At 58.8% G+C, this 21695-nt stretch carries 27 protein-coding genes; 19 read left to right on the forward strand and 8 right to left on the reverse strand.

Annotated elements, in window-relative coordinates:
* Window positions 1-56: 56 nt before the first annotated feature.
* The 7 genes from HUW52_RS29090 to HUW52_RS29120 all read left to right on the forward strand — a co-directional run bounded on the left by HUW52_RS29090 (window position 57) and on the right by HUW52_RS29120 (window position 6334).
* The gene (locus HUW52_RS29090) at window positions 57-956 is read left to right on the forward strand and encodes an energy transducer TonB (RefSeq protein WP_038358807.1); all 900 of its coding nucleotides are present in this window, start codon (window positions 57-59) and stop codon (window positions 954-956) included.
* A gap of 172 nt (window positions 957-1128) precedes the next feature.
* Window positions 1129-1701: a YqgE/AlgH family protein gene (locus HUW52_RS29095; RefSeq protein ID WP_016985971.1), complete on the forward strand. Its 573-nt coding sequence runs from the start codon at window positions 1129-1131 to the stop codon at window positions 1699-1701.
* Entirely contained in the window at window positions 1701-2138 is a 438-nt protein-coding gene (gene ruvX / locus HUW52_RS29100; protein WP_016985972.1) for a Holliday junction resolvase RuvX, read from the forward strand. The genes HUW52_RS29095 and ruvX overlap by 1 nt, the downstream gene beginning before the upstream one ends.
* A gap of 80 nt (window positions 2139-2218) precedes the next feature.
* Window positions 2219-2725 (forward strand): bifunctional pyr operon transcriptional regulator/uracil phosphoribosyltransferase PyrR, encoded by a 507-nt coding sequence (pyrR, locus tag HUW52_RS29105; RefSeq protein ID WP_016985973.1) that lies wholly within the window; start codon window positions 2219-2221, stop codon window positions 2723-2725.
* Between the two features lie 27 nt (window positions 2726-2752).
* Window positions 2753-3757 (forward strand): aspartate carbamoyltransferase catalytic subunit, encoded by a 1005-nt coding sequence (locus tag HUW52_RS29110; protein ID WP_007913665.1) that lies wholly within the window; start codon window positions 2753-2755, stop codon window positions 3755-3757.
* On the forward strand, window positions 3754-5025 hold the full coding sequence (locus HUW52_RS29115) for a dihydroorotase (protein WP_175555546.1): 1272 nt from the start codon (window positions 3754-3756) through the stop codon (window positions 5023-5025). The genes HUW52_RS29110 and HUW52_RS29115 overlap by 4 nt, the downstream gene beginning before the upstream one ends.
* Window positions 5026-5347: 322 nt before the next feature.
* On the forward strand, window positions 5348-6334 hold the full coding sequence (locus HUW52_RS29120) for a lipid II-degrading bacteriocin (RefSeq protein ID WP_016985975.1): 987 nt from the start codon (window positions 5348-5350) through the stop codon (window positions 6332-6334).
* 517 nt (window positions 6335-6851) lie between these two features.
* Here HUW52_RS29120 and HUW52_RS29125 read toward each other — a convergent pair.
* Window positions 6852-7283 carry a TM2 domain-containing protein gene (locus HUW52_RS29125; protein WP_122596578.1) on the reverse strand — a complete coding sequence of 144 codons (432 nt, stop codon included), beginning with the start codon at window positions 7281-7283 and terminating at the stop codon, window positions 6852-6854.
* A gap of 248 nt (window positions 7284-7531) precedes the next feature.
* Here HUW52_RS29125 and HUW52_RS29130 point away from each other — a divergent pair, with 248 nt between their 5' ends.
* The gene (locus tag HUW52_RS29130; RefSeq protein ID WP_016985978.1) at window positions 7532-8149 is read left to right on the forward strand and encodes a C40 family peptidase; all 618 of its coding nucleotides are present in this window, start codon (window positions 7532-7534) and stop codon (window positions 8147-8149) included.
* A gap of 151 nt (window positions 8150-8300) precedes the next feature.
* On the opposite strand, the gene HUW52_RS29135 is transcribed toward HUW52_RS29130, so the two are convergent.
* On the reverse strand, window positions 8301-9335 hold the full coding sequence (locus HUW52_RS29135; protein WP_007953348.1) for a type IV pilus twitching motility protein PilT: 1035 nt from the start codon (window positions 9333-9335) through the stop codon (window positions 8301-8303).
* 56 nt (window positions 9336-9391) lie between these two features.
* Between HUW52_RS29135 and HUW52_RS29140 the strand changes: the two genes are divergently transcribed.
* The 10 genes from HUW52_RS29140 (at window position 9392) to HUW52_RS29185 (ending at window position 16630) form a co-directional block, all read left to right on the forward strand.
* Window positions 9392-10078 (forward strand): YggS family pyridoxal phosphate-dependent enzyme, encoded by a 687-nt coding sequence (locus HUW52_RS29140; RefSeq protein ID WP_175555547.1) that lies wholly within the window; start codon window positions 9392-9394, stop codon window positions 10076-10078.
* Window positions 10079-10101: 23 nt separating this feature from the next.
* On the forward strand, window positions 10102-10920 hold the full coding sequence (proC, locus tag HUW52_RS29145; protein ID WP_175555548.1) for a pyrroline-5-carboxylate reductase: 819 nt from the start codon (window positions 10102-10104) through the stop codon (window positions 10918-10920).
* A 10-nt stretch (window positions 10921-10930) separates the two neighbouring features.
* Window positions 10931-11521 (forward strand): YggT family protein, encoded by a 591-nt coding sequence (locus HUW52_RS29150; protein WP_095186992.1) that lies wholly within the window; start codon window positions 10931-10933, stop codon window positions 11519-11521.
* Window positions 11518-11814 carry a DUF167 domain-containing protein gene (locus HUW52_RS29155; RefSeq protein WP_175555549.1) on the forward strand — a complete coding sequence of 99 codons (297 nt, stop codon included), beginning with the start codon at window positions 11518-11520 and terminating at the stop codon, window positions 11812-11814. Before HUW52_RS29150 ends, HUW52_RS29155 begins: the two co-directional genes overlap by 4 nt.
* A gap of 433 nt (window positions 11815-12247) precedes the next feature.
* Entirely contained in the window at window positions 12248-13387 is a 1140-nt protein-coding gene (locus HUW52_RS29160; protein ID WP_016983244.1) for a homoserine O-acetyltransferase, read from the forward strand.
* Between the two features lie 7 nt (window positions 13388-13394).
* On the forward strand, window positions 13395-14015 hold the full coding sequence (gene metW, locus HUW52_RS29165) for a methionine biosynthesis protein MetW (protein WP_007913638.1): 621 nt from the start codon (window positions 13395-13397) through the stop codon (window positions 14013-14015).
* Window positions 14016-14041: 26 nt separating this feature from the next.
* Window positions 14042-14476, forward strand: a complete 435-nt coding sequence (locus HUW52_RS29170) for a DUF4426 domain-containing protein (protein WP_175555550.1) — start codon at window positions 14042-14044, stop codon at window positions 14474-14476.
* Entirely contained in the window at window positions 14473-15069 is a 597-nt protein-coding gene (rdgB, locus tag HUW52_RS29175) for an RdgB/HAM1 family non-canonical purine NTP pyrophosphatase (RefSeq protein WP_008083802.1), read from the forward strand. The genes HUW52_RS29170 and rdgB overlap by 4 nt, the downstream gene beginning before the upstream one ends.
* Window positions 15066-16271 carry a radical SAM family heme chaperone HemW gene (gene hemW, locus HUW52_RS29180; RefSeq protein ID WP_256667893.1) on the forward strand — a complete coding sequence of 402 codons (1206 nt, stop codon included), beginning with the start codon at window positions 15066-15068 and terminating at the stop codon, window positions 16269-16271. Before rdgB ends, hemW begins: the two co-directional genes overlap by 4 nt.
* Window positions 16272-16306: 35 nt before the next feature.
* Window positions 16307-16630, forward strand: a complete 324-nt coding sequence (locus HUW52_RS29185) for a DUF3392 domain-containing protein (protein WP_008083808.1) — start codon at window positions 16307-16309, stop codon at window positions 16628-16630.
* 60 nt (window positions 16631-16690) lie between these two features.
* On the opposite strand, the gene HUW52_RS29190 is transcribed toward HUW52_RS29185, so the two are convergent.
* From HUW52_RS29190 to HUW52_RS29210, 5 genes are all read right to left on the reverse strand, one after another.
* A complete protein-coding gene (locus HUW52_RS29190; RefSeq protein WP_175555551.1) occupies window positions 16691-17476 on the reverse strand; it encodes a hypothetical protein in 786 nt (261 codons plus the stop codon).
* Between the two features lie 186 nt (window positions 17477-17662).
* Window positions 17663-18388, reverse strand: a complete 726-nt coding sequence (trmB, locus tag HUW52_RS29195; protein ID WP_016983240.1) for a tRNA (guanosine(46)-N7)-methyltransferase TrmB — start codon at window positions 18386-18388, stop codon at window positions 17663-17665.
* Between the two features lie 9 nt (window positions 18389-18397).
* The gene (locus HUW52_RS29200) at window positions 18398-19192 is read right to left on the reverse strand and encodes a thiazole synthase (protein WP_016983239.1); all 795 of its coding nucleotides are present in this window, start codon (window positions 19190-19192) and stop codon (window positions 18398-18400) included.
* Between the two features lie 60 nt (window positions 19193-19252).
* Entirely contained in the window at window positions 19253-19453 is a 201-nt protein-coding gene (gene thiS / locus HUW52_RS29205) for a sulfur carrier protein ThiS (RefSeq protein ID WP_122604433.1), read from the reverse strand.
* A gap of 71 nt (window positions 19454-19524) precedes the next feature.
* Window positions 19525-19905 (reverse strand): DUF423 domain-containing protein, encoded by a 381-nt coding sequence (locus tag HUW52_RS29210; RefSeq protein WP_016983237.1) that lies wholly within the window; start codon window positions 19903-19905, stop codon window positions 19525-19527.
* Between the two features lie 74 nt (window positions 19906-19979).
* On the opposite strand from HUW52_RS29210, the gene mtgA reads away from it, so the two are divergent.
* Window positions 19980-20702, forward strand: a complete 723-nt coding sequence (gene mtgA, locus HUW52_RS29215) for a monofunctional biosynthetic peptidoglycan transglycosylase (RefSeq protein WP_016983236.1) — start codon at window positions 19980-19982, stop codon at window positions 20700-20702.
* Between the two features lie 110 nt (window positions 20703-20812).
* Here mtgA and rpoH read toward each other — a convergent pair whose 3' ends face one another.
* Window positions 20813-21667 carry an RNA polymerase sigma factor RpoH gene (gene rpoH / locus HUW52_RS29220; RefSeq protein ID WP_007913617.1) on the reverse strand — a complete coding sequence of 285 codons (855 nt, stop codon included), beginning with the start codon at window positions 21665-21667 and terminating at the stop codon, window positions 20813-20815.
* Between the last annotated feature and the right edge of the window lie 28 nt (window positions 21668-21695).

The following is a 21695-nucleotide window of genomic DNA, read 5'->3' on the forward strand; positions in this document are numbered from 1 at the left end:
CCAACATTGCGTTATCATGCGCAGCCTCTGAAAAACGCGATGTTGGTTTTCTTGTCATGACCCTCCCGTCCGATCTGCCCGCAGAACTCGCCCACCGTGGCGTGCGCCCGGCCGATCGCCTCGGTTTTACCCTGTTTCTCGCAGCGCTGATCCATTTGGCGCTGCTGCTCGGCGTCGGATTCACCATGGTCGAGCCCAAGCAAATCAGCAAAACCCTGGAAATCACCCTCGCCACCTTCAAGAGTGAAAAGAAGCCGGAGAAGGCTGACTTTCTCGCCCAAGAGCATCAGGAAGGCAGCGGCACGCTGGACAAGAAGGCGATCCCGAAAACCACCGAAGTGGCGCCATTCCAGGACAATCAGGTCAAGAAAGTCACCCCGCCCCCGGCCGCCAAGCCGGAGGTGCAGGAGGCCGCGCCCAAGGCTGCGGTGACCACCGTCGCGCCGAAGCCGAAAAAGGCGCCGACCAAGAAAGAAGAGAGCAAAACCGAGGTCAAACCGACGGTTGATGCGCCGGAATTCGACAGCTCGCAGCTGTCCAGCGACATCGCCAGCCTCGAAGCGGAACTGGCCAAGGAACAACAGCTGTACGCCAAGCGTCCGCGTATTCACCGCTTGAGCGCGGCGTCGACCATGCGCGACAAAGGCGCCTGGTACAAAGATGACTGGCGCAAGAAGGTCGAGCGCATTGGCAACCTCAATTACCCCGAGGAAGCGCGGCGCAAGCAGATCTATGGCAATTTGCGCCTGATGGTCTCGATCAACCGCGACGGCTCGCTGTATGAAGTGCTGGTGCTGGAATCGTCCGGCCAGCCGCTGCTGGATCAGGCGGCACAGCGCATCGTCCGACTGGCGGCACCGTTTGCGCCGTTTACCGGGGACTTGTCGGATATCGACCGTCTGGAAATCATTCGTACCTGGAAATTCGCCCGGGGCGACAAGCTCTCAAGCAACTGACACACCACAGAAACCTTGTGGGAGCGAGCTTGCTCGCGAAGAGGCCGGCACATGCACCATTGATATTGCCTGACCTGGCGCCTTCGCGAGCAAGCTCGCTCCCACATTTGATCTGCGTTGTTCTCTGATCCTCAGCTTGTCAGTTTGCCCCTTCGACGCCACACTAGCGCACATGAAAAACGTCAGCCCCAGCTACCTCAAGCATCAATTCCTGATCGCCATGCCTCACATGGCCGACCCGAACTTTGCCCACACCTTGACCTACATCGTCGAGCACACGGCCAATGGCGCGATGGGGATTGTGGTCAATCGACCGCAAGAGCTGAATCTGGCCGACATCCTTGAGCAGCTGCGCCCGGACATCGATCCGCCAGCACTCTGCCAGCACGTGCCGATCTTCATCGGCGGCCCGGTGCAGACTGATCGCGGTTTTGTCCTGCATCCGGCGGGGAAAACCTTCCAGGCCACCGCGCAACTGGATGGCGATCTGGCCCTTTCCACCTCGCAGGATGTGCTGTTCGCCATCGCGGACGGCGTCGGCCCGGCAAAAAGCCTGATTGCCCTCGGTTACGCCGGTTGGGAAGCCGGGCAGCTGGAAGCGGAACTCGCCGACAACGCCTGGCTGAACTGCCCGTACGACGCCGACATCCTCTTCAACACCAGCAGCGAATTGCGTCTCGAAGCAGCGGCCAGGCATTTGGGGATCAACCTCAGCCTGCTGACCAGCCAGGCAGGTCACGCCTGATGGCCCTGCGCCTGATTCTCGGCTTCGACTACGGCACCAAACAGATCGGCGTCGCGGTCGGCCAGGTGATTACCGGCCAGGCCCGCGAGCTGTGCACCTTGAAGGCACAGAATGGCGTGCCGGACTGGAACCAGGTCGAAGCCCTTATAAAAGAATGGAAACCCGACGCCGTCGTTGTCGGTCTGCCGCTGAACATGGACGGCACGCCGAGCGACATGTGCCTGCGCGCAGAGAAATTCGCCCGCCGCCTCAATGGCCGCTTCAACCTGCCGTTCTATACCCACGACGAACGCCTGACCACGTTTGAAGCCAAAGGCGAGCGCCTGGCCCGTGGCGGCCAAAAAGGCAGTTACCGCGACAACCCGGTGGACGCCATCGCCGCCGCTCTGCTGTTGCAGGGCTGGCTCGATGAAAACACTGCATTGTTTGAATCCTGACAAGCGCTTCGGCGCTTTTCTTTTGAGTGAAAAACCGAGTCGTGTCCAAGGATCCGGCTCGCCCCCAACAAGGAGCAACCATGAGCCTGCCAAATCCCGCCGATCTGATCAGCCAGATGGCGACCCGCCTCAAGGCGCACCTTGCCCAGCGTGAAATCAGTGAACCGCGTTACATCGGCATCCGCACTGGCGGTATCTGGGTCGCGCAGGCCTTGCTCAAGGAATTGGGCAGCGACGCGCCACTGGGCACGCTGGATGTGTCCTTTTACCGCGATGACTTCAGCCAGAACGGCCTGCACCCGCAAGTGCGCCCTTCCGCCCTGCCCTTCGAGATCGAAGGCCAGCATCTGGTGCTGATTGACGATGTATTGATGAGCGGCCGCACCATCCGCGCCGCCATGAACGAATTGTTCGACTACGGCCGCCCGGCCAGCGTGACTCTGGTCTGCCTGCTGGACCTCGACGCCGGTGAGCTGCCGATCCGCCCGAACGTGGTCGGCGCGACTTTGTCGCTGGCCGCTCACGAACGGGTGAAGCTGTCCGGCCCCGAGCCGCTGACGCTCGAACTGCAAGACTTCAACCTTTAATCCGCCCTATTGAGAGTCCCCTTCGCGATGACGCCTCTAGATACCAAGCGCCCGCTGCAGCTCAATGATCAGGGCCAGCTGCGCCACTTCCTCTCGCTCGACGGCCTGCGCCGCGAGTTGCTGACGGAAATCCTCGACACTGCCGACTCGTTCCTCGAAGTCGGTGCCCGGGCGGTGAAGAAAGTCCCGTTGCTACGCGGCAAGACCGTGTGCAACGTGTTCTTCGAAAACTCCACGCGCACCCGCACCACCTTCGAACTGGCGGCCCAGCGGCTGTCGGCGGACGTGATCACCCTGAACGTGTCGACCTCGTCGGCAAGCAAAGGTGAAACCCTGCTCGACACCCTGCGCAACCTTGAAGCCATGGCCGCCGACATGTTTGTCGTGCGCCACGGTGATTCCGGCGCTGCGCACTTCATCGCCGAACATGTTTGCCCGCAAGTGGCGATCATCAACGGCGGCGACGGCCGTCACGCCCACCCGACGCAGGGCATGCTCGACATGCTCACCATCCGTCGGCACAAGGGCGGTTTCGAAAACCTCTCGGTGGCCATTGTCGGCGACATCCTGCACTCGCGGGTGGCGCGCTCGAACATGCTCGCGCTGAAAACCCTCGGTTGCCCGGACATCCGCGTGATCGCGCCGAAAACCCTGCTGCCGATCGGCATCGAGCAATACGGCGTGAAGGTCTACACCGACATGACTGAAGGTCTGAAGGACGTCGACGTGGTGATCATGCTGCGCCTGCAGCGTGAACGCATGACCGGCGGCCTGCTGCCGAGCGAGGGCGAGTTCTACCGCCTGTTCGGCCTGACCACCGCGCGCCTGGCCGGGGCCAAACCGGATTGCATCGTCATGCACCCGGGGCCGATCAATCGGGGGGTGGAGATCGAGTCCGCAGTGGCCGACGGCCCGCACTCGGTGATCCTCAATCAGGTCACCTACGGCATCGCGATTCGTATGGCGGTGTTGTCCATGGCCATGAGCGGGCAAACCGCTCAGCGCCAATTCGAGCAGGAGAACGCCCAGTGAAGCTCAGCATTCTCGGCGCACGCGTCATCGATCCAAGCAGCGGCCTGGATCAAATCACCGACATTCACGTTGAAGCCTGCAAGATCGTCGCCCTCGGCGCGGCCCCAGCGGGTTTCACGGCAGTAGAAACCATCGACGCCCAAAGCCTTGTCGCCGCTCCGGGCCTCGTTGATCTGAACGTGGCCCTGCGCGAGCCGGGTTACAGCCGCAAAGGCTCAATCATCAGCGAAACCCGCGCAGCGGCCGCCGGTGGCGTGACCAGCCTGTGCTGCCCGCCGAAAACCAAACCGGTGCTCGACACCTCCGCCGTGGCCGAACTGATCCTCGATCGCGCTCGCGAGGCCGGCAACACCAAGGTGTTCCCGATTGGCGCGCTGAGCAAAGGCCTGGAAGGCGAGCAACTGGCTGAGCTGGTAGCGCTGCGCGACGCTGGTTGCGTGGCATTCGGCAACGGTCTGGAGAGTTTCCGCAACACTCGCACTCTGTGCCGGGCGCTGGAATACGCGGCGACGTTCGACCTGACGGTGATTTTCAACTCGCAGGATCATGATCTGGCTGAGGGTGGTTTGGCTCATGAAGGCGCCGTGGCCAGTTTCCTCGGCCTGCCGGGGATTCCGGAAACCGCTGAAACCGTGGCATTGGCCCGTGATCTGTTGCTGGTCGAGCAGACCGGCGTACGCGCGCACTTTAGCCAGTTGACCAGCGCTCGCGGTGTTGCCCTGATTGCTCAGGCTCAGGCGCGTGGTTTGAAGGTGACGGCGGACGTGGCGTTGTATCAGCTGATTCTGACCGACGAAGCGCTGATCGACTTCAGCAGCCTGTACCACGTGCAGCCACCGCTGCGCACTCGTGCGGATCGCGACGGTTTGCGTGAAGCAGTTAAGTCCGGCGTAGTGTCGGCGATTTCCAGCCATCACCAACCGCACGAACGTGACGCCAAACTGGCACCGTTCGGCGCGACCGAGCCGGGCATCAGCAGTGTTGAACTGTTGCTGCCGTTGGCGATGACGCTGGTCGAGGATGGTTTGCTGGATCTGCCGACCTTGCTGGCGCGTTTGAGCGCAGGCCCGGCTGAGGCGCTGCGTCTGCCGGCTGGCAAACTGGCGGTGGGCGGGGCGGCGGATATCGTGTTGTTTGATCCGAAAGCGTCGACCGTGGCCGGTGAGAACTGGTTGTCGAAAGGCGAGAACTGCCCGTTCATTGGGCACAGCCTGCCGGGTGTGGTTCGCTACACCTTGGTGGATGGGCGGATTAGTCACCAGGCGTAAACTCTAATGATCGCAGCCTGTAGTGGGCTGCGATCTGTTGGACTTCGGTTAGTAACACCAAATTGTCTAATTACTAAAACTCCGCTCAGCTCCCTTCCTGAACCAGCACATACACTCGCCTAATACCCGCTATTTGCTCTCCATCAACAGGTGTAGGAAAAGGTACGCGAGCCAAAAAGAAATTTCCGACACCTTTCTTTCCTACAAAAATAACTTCGGCACAATCAGAAACAGACTACAAATTTTCCATATCCAATTTTAATACGCCACCCCTAATATAAAACCTGCAAAAAGGACGACAATCACCAACAAGGATGAACATATGAAAAATGGACTTACGCTTCCACCTATCGTCACCAGGGGCACAACAGGGAATTCTGGTGGCTTTACAGTTAACCATGGTTTTAGCTGGGGAACCTACGCCACGGCAGATTGGCAGGGCGCTGGAGAAGCCATTATCAACCATGATGGTCAAACCTACGCACTCCCCTTAAGCGATGGGCCTGTGTTGTCTTCAGCGGAAATGGATATGTTCCATTCCTGGCTGGAAATGAAATCTGGCATCAAAGCTTTCACCTATGAGCTCCAAATGGTGAACAAGGCAATAAATAACGATGCTCTGGGAGGTATTCGTGACCTGTGGAGAATCACTGAAAGCGATAACTACCTACTCAACAGCGCCGCTGTTATTAGCCACGGCTACTTTAAGAACAAGATTATAAATTTCAGTTTGGCCGATGCTTTTGCTGCGCAGCAGAAACTGAGCCCGATAGAAGCACTGATCAAAGTTTCAGCAACAGCTCCATACAATTTAAATTACGAAACATTGACTACTGAGTTATCGGGAGGCACTTTCAGCCCGATTAAAGCTTTCGCCCACTACCTGTGGGGGAACGGGGAGAGGATGAGAGTGAGCATTAACAATATCGGCCTGAACGTCAGGGCCAACGAACTGCCACTACTGGCCAATTCAATTGCCAGCACCCGAGAGGCCGGTACCTATTATTTATCTGATCCGAAGATCCCTTACGCAACCATCAATGACAGCAACGTCACCGGAGCTTACCTAGGAAGAATAACGTTGAGCATGGAAGGAAGTTTCACGCGAGATGTACAAGGATCCTGGATTTTCGATGGCGTCGTCAGAGCGTATACCGATACTTATGATTTCGATGCCAGCAACAGATCAACAGCGCTTGAAGTCTTAACAACAGCAGGTAGAGTATTCTCCGGAACGCATTACGAGATCGATATCTTCGGCAAGCAAAAAATACGGCTCACCGGAACTGGCTTTCAACCGACCCCGTAGAGTTTAATAATATTTTCCACGCCCGCTCAGTGGAGCTTAAATGAAGAGATTCTATAAATTTTCGAGTTGTACGTATCTCATTTTACTCGCAGTCACATTTTGCACCGGCGTATTCATACTCACTAAAAATCTCGAGGCGCAAATATACGATGCCAAACAAGATTCAATCGGCATCCCCTTTAGCGTAATGTTTGCTATATGGCTGACACTGACACTTAACCACCTAATGCAGATTCTATTATTGCGAAAGTCACGCACTCGCTTCTCTGCAAGTCTAATCCGAAAAATACCAGCATATTTGCTTGCCACGGTGTCACTGGTGATTCTTGTGGGAAGTATTGTTTATTGGTCGATACCGAACCATGCGGTCATCGCAATATTTTACGTTGCTAGCGCAATCACGTTTATCGCTTTTCAGGCCAGCACATTTGCCCAATCTAAATAACACATTAGCAAAACAGCTCTTTGAGGAACTTGCCAAACCGTTCGTCTAAGCGGTCTGGCAAGCCTCTCCTGTTTACTGGAAAGCACCGCGATTCTGCGCGTTGCGCACCGAGACCTGATCATTCAGCGTCCAGAAGTCATACAGCACCCCCAGAAAGAACAACCCGCCTGTCAGCAGATAGATCAGGCCGCTGATCCACTTGCCCTGATACATCCGGTGCACACCCAATGCTCCGAGGAACGTCAGCAGAATCCACGCCACGTTGTATTCGATCGGCCCGGCGGTAAAACGCAGATCCGCCTCGCGATCCATTGCCGGGATCAAGAACAGGTCGATCAGCCAGCCAATGCCCAGCAAACCGAAGGTGAAGAACCAGATCGTCCCGGTCACCGGCTTGCCGTAATAGAAGCGGTGGGCGCCGGTAAAACCGAAAATCCACAGCAGATAACCGATGATTTTGCTGTGCGTATCTTGCTGCTGAACAAATTGTTGATAGGGGTTCATGAAGACCTCGATTCACACGATAGATAAATATTCTTGAATTCTTTGTGACTTTTTTACAGGTAGCCGACGTATGGCAAATGTTACCGTTGCTACCGTCAAAGCCTTATAGCACCTGACTTCTGTCCGACAATTGCGTCCATTTGCCGCTTATTTGGTTCCGTTGCCAGCCAAGTGAATCGACCAACGGCCTCGGAATGAAAAAAAACTCTGTTATAAAGTTGCGCGCTATCACTTAAGAGCCACGCCTAATGCGACCATTTTTCAAGACATGGCTAACCATCTGCCTATTAATGCCACTGGCCGCCCACGCCACCAATCGTGAGCAACGTCTTCCCAACGTCAACGGCTTTACCCCTAAATCCCATGCTTCGGCTCCTTCGAGCAAAAGCAGCAAAAGCAAAACCACCACGCTGAGCAGCAAGAGCCACAGCAAGCTGGTGCCACCGATGGCGAGCAAGGAAAGCAGCAATGTGCTGAGCCGTGCGGTCAACGTCCTCGGTACACCTTATCGTTGGGGCGGCAGCAGCCCAAGTAAAGGTTTCGATTGCAGCGGTCTGGTGAAATACGCGTTCAACGACGCCACGTTCGACCTGCCACGCACCTCGAACGCCATGGCCAGCGGCCACGGCGAGAAAGTCGAGCGTAAGGATCTGAAGCCGGGCGACCTGATTTTCTTCAACATCAAGAGCCGCCGGGTCAACCATGTTGCCATCTACCTGGGCAACGACCGCTTCATCCACGCCCCGCGTCGTGGCAAAGCGGTGAGCATCGATACGCTGAACAAGCCGTACTGGCAGCAGCATTACGTGGTTGCCAAGCGGGTGTTGCCGAAAGAACAGAGCCAGATGCGCGTGGTTCAGCGCTGAGCTGACTGATCCGGAATCAGCTCAAGCAGTACCGCCCTCTTCGCGAGCAAGCTCGCTCCCACAGGTGAAAGCATTCCAATTGAAGGAATGCAATCAAATGTGGGAGCGAGATTGCTCGCGAAAGGGCCGGTGAGAACACCGAAAATCTCCCTCAGAAATTATCCGGCGTGCGTGCCTTCTCCCGCGCATGTTCGCGACTGATCAAACCCTTGGTCACCAGATCCTTCAGGCACATGTCCAGTGTCTGCATCCCCAACGATCCCCCCGTCTGAATCGCCGAATACATCTGCGCCACCTTGTCCTCGCGGATCAGGTTACGGATCGCTGACGTCCCCAGCATGATCTCGTGCGCCGCCACCCGCCCGCCGCCGATCTTCTTGATCAACGTCTGCGAGACCACCGCCAGTAACGACTCCGACAGCATCGAGCGCACCATCGACTTCTCGTCACCGGGGAATACGTCGACCACGCGGTCGATGGTTTTCGCCGCCGACGTGGTGTGCAAGGTGCCGAACACCAAATGCCCAGTCTCGGCAGCGGTCAGCGCCAGGCGAATGGTTTCCAGGTCACGCATCTCGCCAACCAGAATCACATCCGGGTCTTCGCGCAGCGCTGAACGCAAAGCCGTAGCGAAACTGCGGGTATCACGGTGAACTTCGCGCTGATTGATCAGGCATTTGCGCGACTCATGAACAAATTCGATCGGGTCTTCAATCGTCAGAATGTGGTGGTGGCGATGGGTATTGAGGTAGTCGATCATCGCCGCCAGTGTGGTCGACTTGCCCGAGCCGGTCGGGCCGGTCACCAGCACCAGCCCTCGCGGCGCATCGGTGATCTTGCGAAAGACATCGCCCATGGCTAAGTCTTCCATGCTCAGCACTTTCGACGGAATCGTACGGAATACGGCGCCCGCACCTCGGTTCTGGTTAAAGGCATTAACCCGGAAACGCGCGACACCCGGCACTTCGAAGGAAAAGTCGGTTTCCAGATGTTTCTCGAAGTCGACGCGCTGGGTGTCGTTCATGATGTCGTAGATCAGTTCGTGCACTTGCTTGTGGTCGAGCGCTGGCAGATTGATCCGCCGCACATCGCCATCGACACGGATCATCGGCGGCAGACCGGCCGACAGGTGCAGGTCGGAAGCTCCCTGTTTGGCGCTGAAGGCCAGCAGTTCAGTGATATCCATAGCGCTCCTCAATTCCAGTAGAATGCCGCGAACCTTCAGACCGCTGGCGCCTCTTGATGTCCACGATAGCAGACAACATTCAACTGGTTAGTTCGCGCATCCAGGCAGCGATCCAAGCCGCAACCCGCCCTGAAAACAGCGTTCAATTACTCGCCGTCAGTAAAACCAAACCCGCCGAAGCCCTGCGCGAAGCGTATGCCGCCGGCCTGCGTGACTTTGGCGAGAACTATCTGCAGGAAGCCTTGAGCAAACAGCTCGAACTGGCGGATCTGCCCTTGATCTGGCACTTCATCGGCCCCATTCAATCGAACAAGACTCGTGCGATTGCCGAGCATTTCGACTGGGTGCACTCCGTGGATCGCCTGAAAATCGCTCAACGTCTGTCCGAACAGCGCCCGGCCGAACTGCCGCCGCTGAACATCTGCATTCAGGTCAACGTCAGCCGTGAAGCCAGCAAGTCCGGCTGCACGCCTGACGATCTGCCGGCATTGGCCGCTGCCATCAGCACTTTGCCGCGCCTGAAACTGCGCGGCTTGATGGCGATTCCGGAGCCAACCGACGACCGCGCCGAACAGGACGCGGCCTTCGCCGCCGTGCAGAAATTGCAGGCGAGCCTCGATTTGCCGCTCGACACACTTTCCATGGGCATGAGCCACGACCTCGAGTCGGCCATTGCCCAAGGCGCCACCTGGGTGCGTATCGGTACGGCCCTGTTTGGCGCCCGCGACTATTCCCAATCTTGAACGTTTCCAGATAAGGACCACACATGAGCAACACACGTATTGCGTTTATCGGTGCGGGCAACATGGCGGCCAGTTTGATTGGCGGCCTGCGCGCCAAAGGTCTGGAAGCTGCCCACATCCGTGCCAGCGATCCGGGCGAAGAAACTCGCGCCAGGGTCAGCGCTGAACACGGCATCGAGACCTTTGCCGACAACGCGCAGGCCATCGACGGCTTCGATGTGATCGTACTGGCCGTCAAGCCGCAGGCGATGAAAGCCGTGTGCGAGGCAATTCGCCCAAGCCTGCAACCCAATCAACTGGTGGTTTCCATCGCGGCGGGCATCACCTGCGCGAGCATGACCGCCTGGCTCGGCGAGCAGCCGATTGTGCGCTGCATGCCCAACACCCCGGCGCTGCTGCGTCAGGGCGTCAGCGGTTTGTATGCAACCAGTGAAGTGACCGCCGAGCAACGTCAGCAAGCCGAAGAGCTGCTGTCCGCCGTAGGCATTGCCCTGTGGCTGAATGAAGAACAGCAACTGGACGCGGTCACTGCGGTTTCCGGTTCAGGCCCGGCGTACTTCTTCCTGCTGATCGAAGCCATGACCGCCGCTGGCGTCAAACTGGGTCTGCCAAAGGACATCGCCGAGCAACTGACTCTGCAAACGGCGCTGGGCGCGGCACACATGGCCGTCTCCAGCGATGTCGATGCTGCCGAACTGCGCCGCCGCGTGACTTCGCCAAACGGCACCACGGAAGCTGCAATCAAATCATTCCAGGCCAATGGCTTTGAAGCACTGGTCGAAACCGCACTCGGCGCCGCCGCGCACCGCTCGGCCGAAATGGCCGAACAACTGGGCAAATAAGGAGCCTTACATGATTGGATTGAACACCGCAGCGGTTTACGTGCTGCAAACCCTCGGTAGTCTGTACCTGCTGATCGTGCTGCTGCGCTTCGTGCTGCAACTGGTACGGGCGAACTTCTACAACCCGCTGTGCCAGTTCATCGTCAAAGCGACCCAGCCGCTGCTCAAGCCACTGCGGCGGATCATTCCGAGCATGTTCGGTCTGGACATGTCGTCACTGGTGCTGGCGATTCTGGTGCAACTGGCGCTGATGGCACTGACCCTGTTGCTGACTTACGGCACCACCGGCAATCCGCTGCAACTGTTTATCTGGTCGCTGATCGGCGTGACCGCGCTGTTCCTGAAGATCTTCTTCTTCGCCCTGATCATCAGCGTGATCCTCTCGTGGGTCGCGCCGGGCAGCCACAATCCGGGCGCTGAGCTGGTCAACCAGATCTGCGAGCCGGCGCTGGCGCCGTTCCGCAAGTTCCTGCCGAATCTTGGCGGTCTGGACCTGTCACCGATCTTCGCCTTCCTCGCGCTGAAGCTGATCGACATGCTGGTGATTAACAATCTGGCGGCGATGACGATGATGCCGGAAATCCTCCGTCTGCTGATGTGAGCTGGTTTCGATGGGACGGTGACGACTTGATCCTCGAGTGTCACCTGCAACCGGCAGCCCGCAGCGATGACTTCGCCGGGCTGCACGGCGATCGTCTGAAGATTCGCCTGACTGCGCCGCCGGTCGAGGGCAAGGCCAATGCTAATCTGCTGGGCTTTCTGGCCAAGGCGTTTGGCGTTTCGAAGAGCCAGGTCAGTTTGCTCAGCGGTGAGTTGAACCGGCAGAAACGGGTGAAGATCTGCTCGCCGAAGAAGTTGCCGGATTTGCCGGGGTTGGTTGGGCGCTTGTCTTGAGTTTTGCGGCGTCTGTGCCCTTCACCCCAGCCCTCTCCCCCTGGAGAGGGAGCCGATTTGGGTGGTTTTCAAAACCTGAGTTCGACTCGATAGATCAGGTCGGCGTATCTCGAACATCCACCCCAGTCAGTCCCCTCTTCCTCCGGGAGAGGGAGCCGATTTTGGTGGTTTTCAAGGCCTGAGTTCGACTCGACAGATCAGGTCGGCGTATCTCGAACATCCACCCCGGTCAGTCCCCTCTTCCTCCGGGAGAGGGAGCCGATTTTGGTGGTTTTCAAGGCCTGAGTTCGACTCGATAGATCAGGTCGGCGTAGTTCAAAAGAACACCTCGGTCAGTCCCCTCTCCCTCCGGGAGAGGGCTAGGGTGAGGGCCGCTTGCCGCTAACCCCCCCGGTCTTTAGACTTACGCCTCATTTCAACGAGAGCAGGGTCGATGCCAACTGCCTTTCCCCCCGATTCTGTTGGTCTGGTGACGCCGCAAACCGCGCACTTCAGCGTTCCGCTGGCGCTGGCCTGTGGCCGTTCGCTGGCCGCCTATGACCTGATCTACGAAACCTACGGCACGCTGAACGCGCAAGCGAGCAACGCCGTGCTTATTTGCCACGCCTTGTCCGGCCACCATCACGCCGCCGGCTATCACAGCGTCGACGACCGCAAGCCCGGTTGGTGGGACAGCTGCATCGGCCCCGGCAAACCGATCGACACCAACAAATTCTTCGTGGTCAGCCTGAACAACCTCGGCGGCTGCAACGGCTCCACCGGCCCGAGCAGCATCAACCCGGAGACCGGCAAACCGTTCGGCGCCGACTTCCCGGTGCTTACCGTGGAAGACTGGGTGCATAGCCAGGCACGTCTCGCTGATCTGCTCGGCATCGGCCAGTGGGCGGCAGTGATTGGCGGCAGCCTCGGCGGTATGCAGGCGTTGCAATGGACCATCACCTATCCGGATCGCGTGCGTCACTGCCTGGCCATCGCCTCGGCACCGAAGCTGTCGGCGCAGAACATCGCCTTCAACGAAGTGGCGCGTCAGGCAATCCTGACCGATCCGGAATTCCACGGCGGTTCGTTCCAGGAAGCGGGCGTGATCCCCAAGCGCGGGCTGATGCTGGCGCGGATGGTCGGGCACATCACCTACCTGTCCGACGATTCCATGGGCGAGAAATTCGGCCGTGGCCTGAAGAGCGAGAAACTCAACTACGACTTCCACAGTGTCGAGTTTCAGGTTGAAAGCTACCTGCGTTATCAGGGCGAAGAGTTCTCCGGACGCTTCGACGCCAACACCTATCTGTTGATGACCAAGGCACTGGATTACTTCGATCCGGCGGCGAACTTCGACGATAACCTGGCAAAAACCTTTGAAAACGCCACGGCCAAGTTCTGCGTGATGTCATTCACCACCGATTGGCGTTTCTCCCCTGCCCGTTCGCGGGAACTGGTGGATGCGCTGATGGCGGCGCGCAAAGACGTCAGTTATCTGGAAATCGATGCGCCGCAGGGCCACGACGCCTTCCTGATTCCGATCCCGCGCTACTTGCAGGCGTTCGGCAATTACATGAACCGCATCACGCTGTGAGAAAGCCATGAGAGCTGATCTGGAAATCATCCAGGAATGGATCCCCGCCGGCAGCCGCGTCCTCGACCTCGGTTGCGGTGACGGCGAGCTGCTGACCTGGCTGCGCGACAACAAGAACGTCACCGGTTATGGCCTGGAAAACGACGCTGACAACATTGCCCAGTGCGTGGCCAAAGGCGTCAACGTCATCGAGCAGGACCTGGACAAGGGGCTGGGCAACTTCGCCAGCAACAGTTTCGACATCGTCGTCATGACTCAGGCCCTGCAAGCCGTGCATTACCCGGACAAGATCCTCGACGAAATGCTCCGGGTCGGCCGCCAGTGCATCATCACTTTCCCCAACTTCGGCCACTGGCGCTGCCGCTGGTACCTGGCGAGCAAGGGCCGCATGCCGGTTTCCGAGTTCCTGCCGTACACCTGGTACAACACGCCGAACATCCACTTCTGCACCTTCGAAGACTTTGAAGAACTTTGCCGCGAACGTGATGCGAAGGTCATTGATCGGCTTGCCGTGGATCAACAGCACCGTCACGGGTGGGCCAGTAAGCTATGGCCTAATCTGTTAGGTGAGATCGGTATCTACCGCGTCAGCAGCCCGCAGCTTGCAGACCACAAAGTCGCGGTCTGAATCCCGTCATTTCGAGGAGCACGATCATGGGTCGTTTAGCGTTGTTGTTATTGACTGCCTGCCTGAGCGCCAGCGCTCTGGCGGCCGACGTCATCAAGGGTGAGCGCAAGGAAACCTTTGCCGACGTCACGGTGCACTACAACACCTTCAACTCGACGTTCCTGCAACCGGACATCGCCAAGGCCGCGGAGCTGATCCGCAGCAAGAATCAGGGCGTGATCAATGTCTCGGTGATCAAGGACGGCAAACCGCTGGTCGCCAACGTCACCGGCACGGTCAAAGACCTGACCAGCCAGAGCGTGCCGCTGAATTTCAAGCAAGTCACCGAGCAGGGTGCGATCTACTACATCGCCCAATATCCGGTGCCTCAGCAGGAAACCCGCACCTTTGAAATCAAGGTGCAGAACGGCGACAAGGTCAACACCATCAATTTCAACCAAGAACTCTTTCCCGGCGAATGATGAACATCAAGCAGCTCGTACTGGCCAGCCATAACGCCGGCAAACTCAAAGAACTCCAGGCCATGCTCGGCGAATCGGTGCAACTGCGCTCGATTGGCGAGTGGAGCAAGGTCGAGCCGGAAGAAACCGGTCTGTCGTTCGTCGAGAACGCGATTCTCAAGGCGCGTAACGCCGCGCGTATTTCCGGGTTGCCGGCGCTGGCCGACGACTCCGGTCTGGCGGTGGATTTCCTTGGCGGTGCGCCGGGCATCTATTCGGCGCGTTATGCCGACGGCAAGGGCGATGCGGCAAACAACGCCAAACTGCTCGACGCGCTGAAGGATGTGCCGGAAGCCGAGCGCGGCGCACAGTTTGTTTGCGTGCTGGCGCTGGTACGTCACGCCGATGACCCGTTGCCGATCCTCTGCGAAGGCCTGTGGCACGGGCGCATTCTGACGGCTGCCAGCGGCGAACACGGTTTCGGTTATGACCCGCTGTTTTGGGTACCGGAGCGTGACGTGTCCAGCGCCGAACTGAGCCCGGCGGACAAGAACCAGATCAGCCACCGCGCCCGAGCAATGGATCTGCTGCGCCAGCGTCTGGGCTTGAAATGACCCGTGACTCTTCTGCGTCGTCGCTGATTGTCGGCGGCGCCGCTTCTTCGCCTCGGGCGCCGTTGCCGACGCTGCCGCCCTTGTCGCTGTACATCCACATCCCGTGGTGTGTACGCAAATGCCCGTATTGCGATTTCAACTCGCACACCGCAAGCCCGGTTTTGCCTGAGCAGGAGTACGTTGATGCGCTGCTGGCCGATCTCGATCAGGACCTGCACGCCGTTTACGGCCGCGAAATCAGCTCGATCTTCTTCGGTGGCGGTACGCCGAGCCTGTTCAGCGCCGAAGCGCTTGGGCGTTTGCTCGAAGGCGTCGAGCAGCGCATTCCGTTTGCCGACGACATCGAAATCACTCTGGAAGCCAACCCGGGCACCTTTGAACAAGAGAAGTTCGTCGCCTACCGCAAGCTGGGGATCAATCGGCTGTCGATCGGCATCCAGAGTTTCCAGCAGGAAAAGCTCCAGGCACTGGGCCGCATTCACAACGGTGACGAAGCCGTGCGCGCGGCGGGCATGGCGCGTCAGGCCGGGTTCGATAACTTCAACCTCGACTTGATGCACGGCTTGCCCGATCAATCGCTGGACGATGCCCTGAGCGATTTGCGCCAGGCCATCGAACTGAATCCGACGCACATTTCCTGGTATCAACTGACACTGGAGCCGAACACGGTGTTCTGGAACCAGCCGCCAGTGCTGCCGGAAGACGACACGCTGTGGGACATTCAGGAAGCCGGGCAGGCGCTGTTGGCCGAGCACGGTTACGCGCAATACGAAGTGTCGGCGTATGCCCAGGCCGGACGTCCGGCGCGGCATAACCTCAATTACTGGAGCTTTGGCGACTTCATCGGCATTGGCGCGGGTGCACATGGCAAGCTCAGCCATCCGGATGGGCGCATCGTGCGCACCTGGAAAACCCGTTTGCCAAAGGACTATCTCAACCCGGCAAAAAGCTTCCAGGCCGGCGAAAAAGCGCTGACCAACGACGAGATGCCGTTCGAGTTTCTGATGAACGCCTTGCGCCTGACTGCAGGCGTCGAATCGCGCTTGTATCCGGAGCGCACTGGCCTGTCGCTGGAAAGCCTCGCCGAAGGCCGGGCAGCGGCAGAACAAAGCGGTCTGTTGCAGGTCGAACCGTCACGTCTGGTGGCCACCGAGCGCGGACAGCTGTTCCTCAACGACTTGCTGCAACAATTTCTGAACTGAGCCCAACCCTCAACTTCTGTCCCAAGGGAAAACGCATGGATTTGATACTCGACCTGCTCGCCACCGTCTCCCGCTGGAGCCGCAGCAACCTCTCGGAAATCGCCCTGGCGCTGGTCGGCTGCTTGCTGGTGCTGTTCGGCGCTGACTTCAAAGGCTGGGTCGAGCAGCGCCTGGGCAGCATCGCCGGCGCCTTGCGCGTGCCACTGATGGCGCTGCTGTGCCTGATCGGCAGCGGCGCGGCGCTGATTTACGCAACGCCTTGGGTGATCAAAGGCTTGAGCCAGTTCAACAACTACAGCCTGGCGCCCGTCCTGCTGGTAGTCCTCGTGCTCATTGGCGTAGTCGCCGACCGCCGCTGAGCCGAAAACGATCCAAAATGAATGTGGGCGTGATGATTCCCGCCCGCCCACAGGGATCGTCTATTTAACGCCGGACTTGACCTCATGGCGGATCATCGCGCTGAGCCCGTAATAGTCCTGGCAGCCCAGTGCTTCAGCGCTATCCAGATACAAAATGCTCTGACTGTCGTGTCGGTCGCTGGCGTTTACCCGTGTCAGCGCCAGAATGTAGTTGGCCTCAGCCCGATACTGCTCCTCTGACAACATCAACGCCACAGCGCGGGCGCGCATGGCCGCTGCCACACCTTGCTGAGTCTGGGGCGCCCTCTCGTCCAGGAAACACAGGGAGCGCTTGGCCTGCAGCGGATAATCGTCAACATGAGCGTCGGGTTTACTCAACAACTGTTCCAGCGACTGCAGGAATTTCAAATGATCGGCGTTGTGCAAATCAAACCGTTCATAGGCTTTGTCGCACAGATGGTAGTAACCCACCGCGGCCGCCAGTAACCCTTGATCCATGGCTTTCTGGTACAGGCCGCAAGTTTCCAGGCGTGTTCGCTCAGAGAACATCGGATTGTCCTGCAGACTGGCCAGCAGGTACGTTGCCAGCGTGTGTCCGCCATCCGATGCGTGCTTCAAATTCTCGGCCAGCGCTTCAATATCGCCCTCTGCAACGCGCAATTGCTCCGGGGTGTATTCGAGCGTTTCTCCGGCGGCCTCCCGCCTGATGCGCTCATTGGCTTCGCGCTCGATCTTCACCGCCGTTCTCTGCGCACTTGCAAAGTATTCCTCAGGGGTGACTACCCGCTCGCAGGCGGCGCAAAACAATAAACCCAGAACCAGCGTGCAGGCGAAAATGGCTTTCAAGACTCGTCTTCCTTTACAAGTGGGGGACGTAGAGCTTTCGGCGGATCGCCAGCAATCTTTAAGGCCCCCAAAAACAACTGTAGGAGTGAGCCTGCTCGCGATAGCGGTGTGTCAGTCGGCATAAGTACTGACTGATCCACCGCTATCGCGAGCAGGCTCACTCCTACATTGGGTATCGCGTGATGCTCAGGACTGTTTTTCGAACTTCAGGTCCCACACGCCATGGCCAAGACGTTCGCCGCGGCGCTCGAACTTGGTGATCGGGCGTTCAGCCGGGCGTGGCACGCACTTGCCGTCTTCGGCGAGGTTGCGATAGCCCGGCGCGACGTTCATCACTTCCAGCATGTATTCGGCGTACGGTTCCCAGTCGGTGGCCATGTGCAGAATGCCGCCAACCTTCAACTTGCTGCGCACCAGTTCAGCGAACGAGGCCTGAACGATGCGACGCTTGTGGTGACGGCTCTTGTGCCACGGGTCCGGGAAGAACAGCATCAGGCGATCGAGGCTGTTGTCGGCGATGCAGCGGTTGAGCACTTCGATCGCGTCGCAATCGTAGACCCGCAGGTTGGTCAGGCCTTGGGTAAGCACGCCATTGAGCAGCGCGCCGACACCCGGACGGTGAACTTCCACGCCGATGAAATCCTGATCCGGTGCGGCCGCGGCCATTTCCAGCAGCGAGTGGCCCATGCCGAAACCGATCTCCAGCGAGCGCGGTGCCGAACGGCCGAAAACCTGATCGTAATCCACCGGCGCGTCGGCCAGCGGCAACACGTACAGCGGCGCGCCCTGATCCAGACCGCGTTGCTGGCCTTCGGTCATGCGCCCGGCGCGCATCACGAAACTCTTGATGCGGCGGTGTTGGCGCTCGTCGCCTTCTTCCGTCTGGATAGGCGTGTCGTTCGATTCAGTCATCAATGGCTCTTACTTGATCAGACCATCCAGCGGCGAAGAGGCGCTGGCATAGAGTTTTTTCGGCATACGGCCAGCGAGGTAGGCCAGACGGCCTGCAACGATGGCGTGTTTCATGGCTTCAGCCATCATCACCGGCTGCTGGGCGTGGGCGATGGCCGAGTTCATCAGCACCGCATCACAACCCAGTTCCATGGCGATGGTTGCGTCGGACGCAGTGCCGACACCGGCATCGACCAACACAGGGATCTTGGCTTCTTCGAGGATGATCTGCAGGTTGTACGGGTTGCAGATCCCCAGACCGGAACCGATCAGACCGGCCAGCGGCATCACCGCGATGCAGCCGATTTCTGCCAGTTGACGGGCGATGATCGGGTCATCGCTGGTGTAGACCATCACGTCGAAACCTTCCTTGACCAGCGTTTCCGCGGCCTTGAGGGTTTCGATCACGTTAGGAAACAGGGTTTTCTGGTCCGCCAGTACTTCCAGCTTCACCAGGTTGTGGCCGTCGAGCAGCTCACGGGCCAGGCGGCAGGTACGCACGGCTTCGATGGCGTCGTAGCAACCGGCGGTGTTCGGCAGGAAGGTGTAGCGCTGCGGCGACAGCACGTCGAGCAGGTTCGGCTCGCCTTCGATCTGGCCGAGGTTGGTGCGGCGCACGGCGAAGGTGACGATTTCGGCACCCGAGGCTTCGATGGCCTGACGGGTTTCTTCCATGTCACGGTACTTGCCGGTACCGACCAGCAAACGCGACTGGTAAGTACGACCGGCCAGCACAAAAGGCTTGTCGCTACGAACGATGCTCATGGGGAATCCTCTTTAGGAGTGAGGGTCTTGCAGAATTCTGTGCCCTTGCGGGCCGGGCGATCAGCCGCCGCCGATGGCGTGCACCACTTCAACGTTGTCGCCATCGTTGAGCGTGGTGTCGGCATGCTGGCTGCGCGGGACGATATCCAGATTGAGTTCGACTGCCACCCGGCGTCCGGTCAGTTCCAGACGAGTGATCAGGGCCGCAACGGTCTCGCCGTCGGGCAGTTCAAGGGATTCGCCGTTCAATTGAATGCGCATGCACAACGCCGCCATCATTTTTAGGGGCTGGCATTCTAGCCCGATCATGACCTAAAGGTCAGCACCAAGCGTCAAGCGGTTGGCTGCAAGCGCCAGGCGGCGAGGCCCAGGCAGACCCAACCGGCCAGAAACGCCAGACCACCGAACGGGGTGATGATGCCGAGCTTGCTGATGCCGGTGGTGGTCAACACGTAAAGGCTGCCGGAGAACAGCAGGATGCCGACGGTAAACGACACGCCGGCCCAAGCAACCAGTCGGCCCTGAATCTGCGTGGCCAACAGCGCCACACCGAACAGCGCCAAGGTGTGCACCAACTGATAGGTCACGCCGGTGTGGAAAATCGCGAGGTACTCGGGCGTCAGGCGGTTTTTCAGGCCATGGGCAGCGAATGCGCCCAAAGCGACCCCGGTAAAACCAAAAAAAGCGGCCAGCATCAAAAAGCCACGCAGCATTGGGAACTCCAGTCAGACGCGATCGGCAGGGTCTGTATAATGGCCCGCTCCACCGGTTCGGCCAAGCCATCTCTATGCTGCGTACTATTTTCCGTCGTCTCACGAAGGCCCTGCTCTGGTTCGCGGGCGGCAGCATCTTGCTGGTGCTGGTGTTTCGCTTCGTGCCGCCGCCGGGCACGGCGTTGATGGTCGAGCGCAAAGTCGAATCCTGGGTCGATGGCGAGCCGATTGACCTGCAACGTACCTGGAAACCATGGGACGAGATCTCCGACGACCTCAAAGTCGCGGTCATGGCCGGTGAGGATCAGAAGTTTCCCGAGCATTGGGGCTTTGACTTCAGTGCGATTCAGGCCGCGTTGGCGCACAACGAGCTCGGTGGATCGATTCGCGGCGCCAGTACCTTGAGTCAGCAGGTGTCGAAGAATCTGTTTCTGTGGGCCGGGCGCAGCTATCTGCGCAAAGGTCTGGAGGCCTGGTTTACAGCGTTGATCGAAGTGTTCTGGCCCAAGCAGCGGATTCTTGAGGTGTATCTGAACAGTGTCGAGTGGGATGACGGGGTGTTTGGTGCTGAAGCTGCCGCCCGCCATCACTTTGGTGTGAGCGCGAAGTCGTTGTCGCGGCAGCAGGCGAGTTATCTGGCGGCTGTTCTGCCCAATCCGCGTGTCTGGAGTGCCAGTCATCCGACCGCTTATGTCTCGCGTCGGGCCGGGTGGATTCGCCAGCAGATGAGTCAGTTGGGTGGGGATAGCTATTTGCTCGGACTGAACGATTCGCGGCGGGCACCGTGGTCTCGATGACACCGAGGATCTAAATGCAGGCTCACTCCTACAATGGCTTTGTGTGAATCCAGAAATGAAAACGCCCCGATCATCGCTGATCAGGGCGTTTTTTATTGCCTGCTCGCCGGTTACGCGGCGATCGACAATTTGAGCTTGTTCATCGCGCTCTTCTCGAGCTGACGGATCCGCTCGGCCGACACGTTGTACTTCTGCGCCAGGTCGTGCAGCGTGGCTTTCTCTTCTGCCAGCCAACGCTGGTAGAGAATGTCGCGGCTGCGTTCGTCCAGCACTTCCAGCGCTTCGTGCAGGTTGCTGTTGGAGTTGTCGCTCCAGTCGGCATCTTCCAGTTGACGCGCCGGGTCGTACCGGTGGTCTTCCAGGTAGTTGGCCGGCGACTGGAAAGCGCTGTCGTCGTCGGCTTCAGCAGCCGGGTCGAAGGCCATGTCATGGCCGGTCAGGCGACTTTCCATCTCGCGCACTTCACGCGGTTCAACGCCGAGGCTTTCCGCCACACGGTGGACTTCCTCGTTGTTCAGCCACGCCAGACGTTTCTTCTGGCTGCGCAGGTTGAAGAACAGCTTGCGCTGGGCCTTGGTGGTCGCGACTTTCACAATGCGCCAGTTGCGCAGGATGAACTCGTGAATTTCCGCCTTGATCCAGTGCACGGCGAACGACACCAGACGCACACCCATTTCCGGGTTGAAGCGTTTTACGGCCTTCATCAGGCCAACGTTACCTTCCTGGATCAGGTCAGCCTGAGCCAGACCGTAGCCGGAATAGCTACGGGCAATGTGTACGACAAAACGCAGGTGGGCGAGCACCATCTGCCGAGCCGCCCCCAAATCCTGCTCATAGTAGAGACTCTCGGCCAGTTCACGCTCCTGCTCCGGCGTCAGCAATGGAATGCTGTTGACGGTGTGCACGTAAGCTTCCAGGTTCGCACCCGGAACCAACGCATACGCAGGTTGCAAAGAATTGGTCATACGAAAAAACCTCCCACTTACATACTCG

Origin of the sequence: Pseudomonas sp. 43A (genome assembly GCF_013363935.1) — a bacterium.
Taxonomy (GTDB): Bacteria; Pseudomonadota; Gammaproteobacteria; order Pseudomonadales; family Pseudomonadaceae; genus Aquipseudomonas; species Aquipseudomonas crudilactis.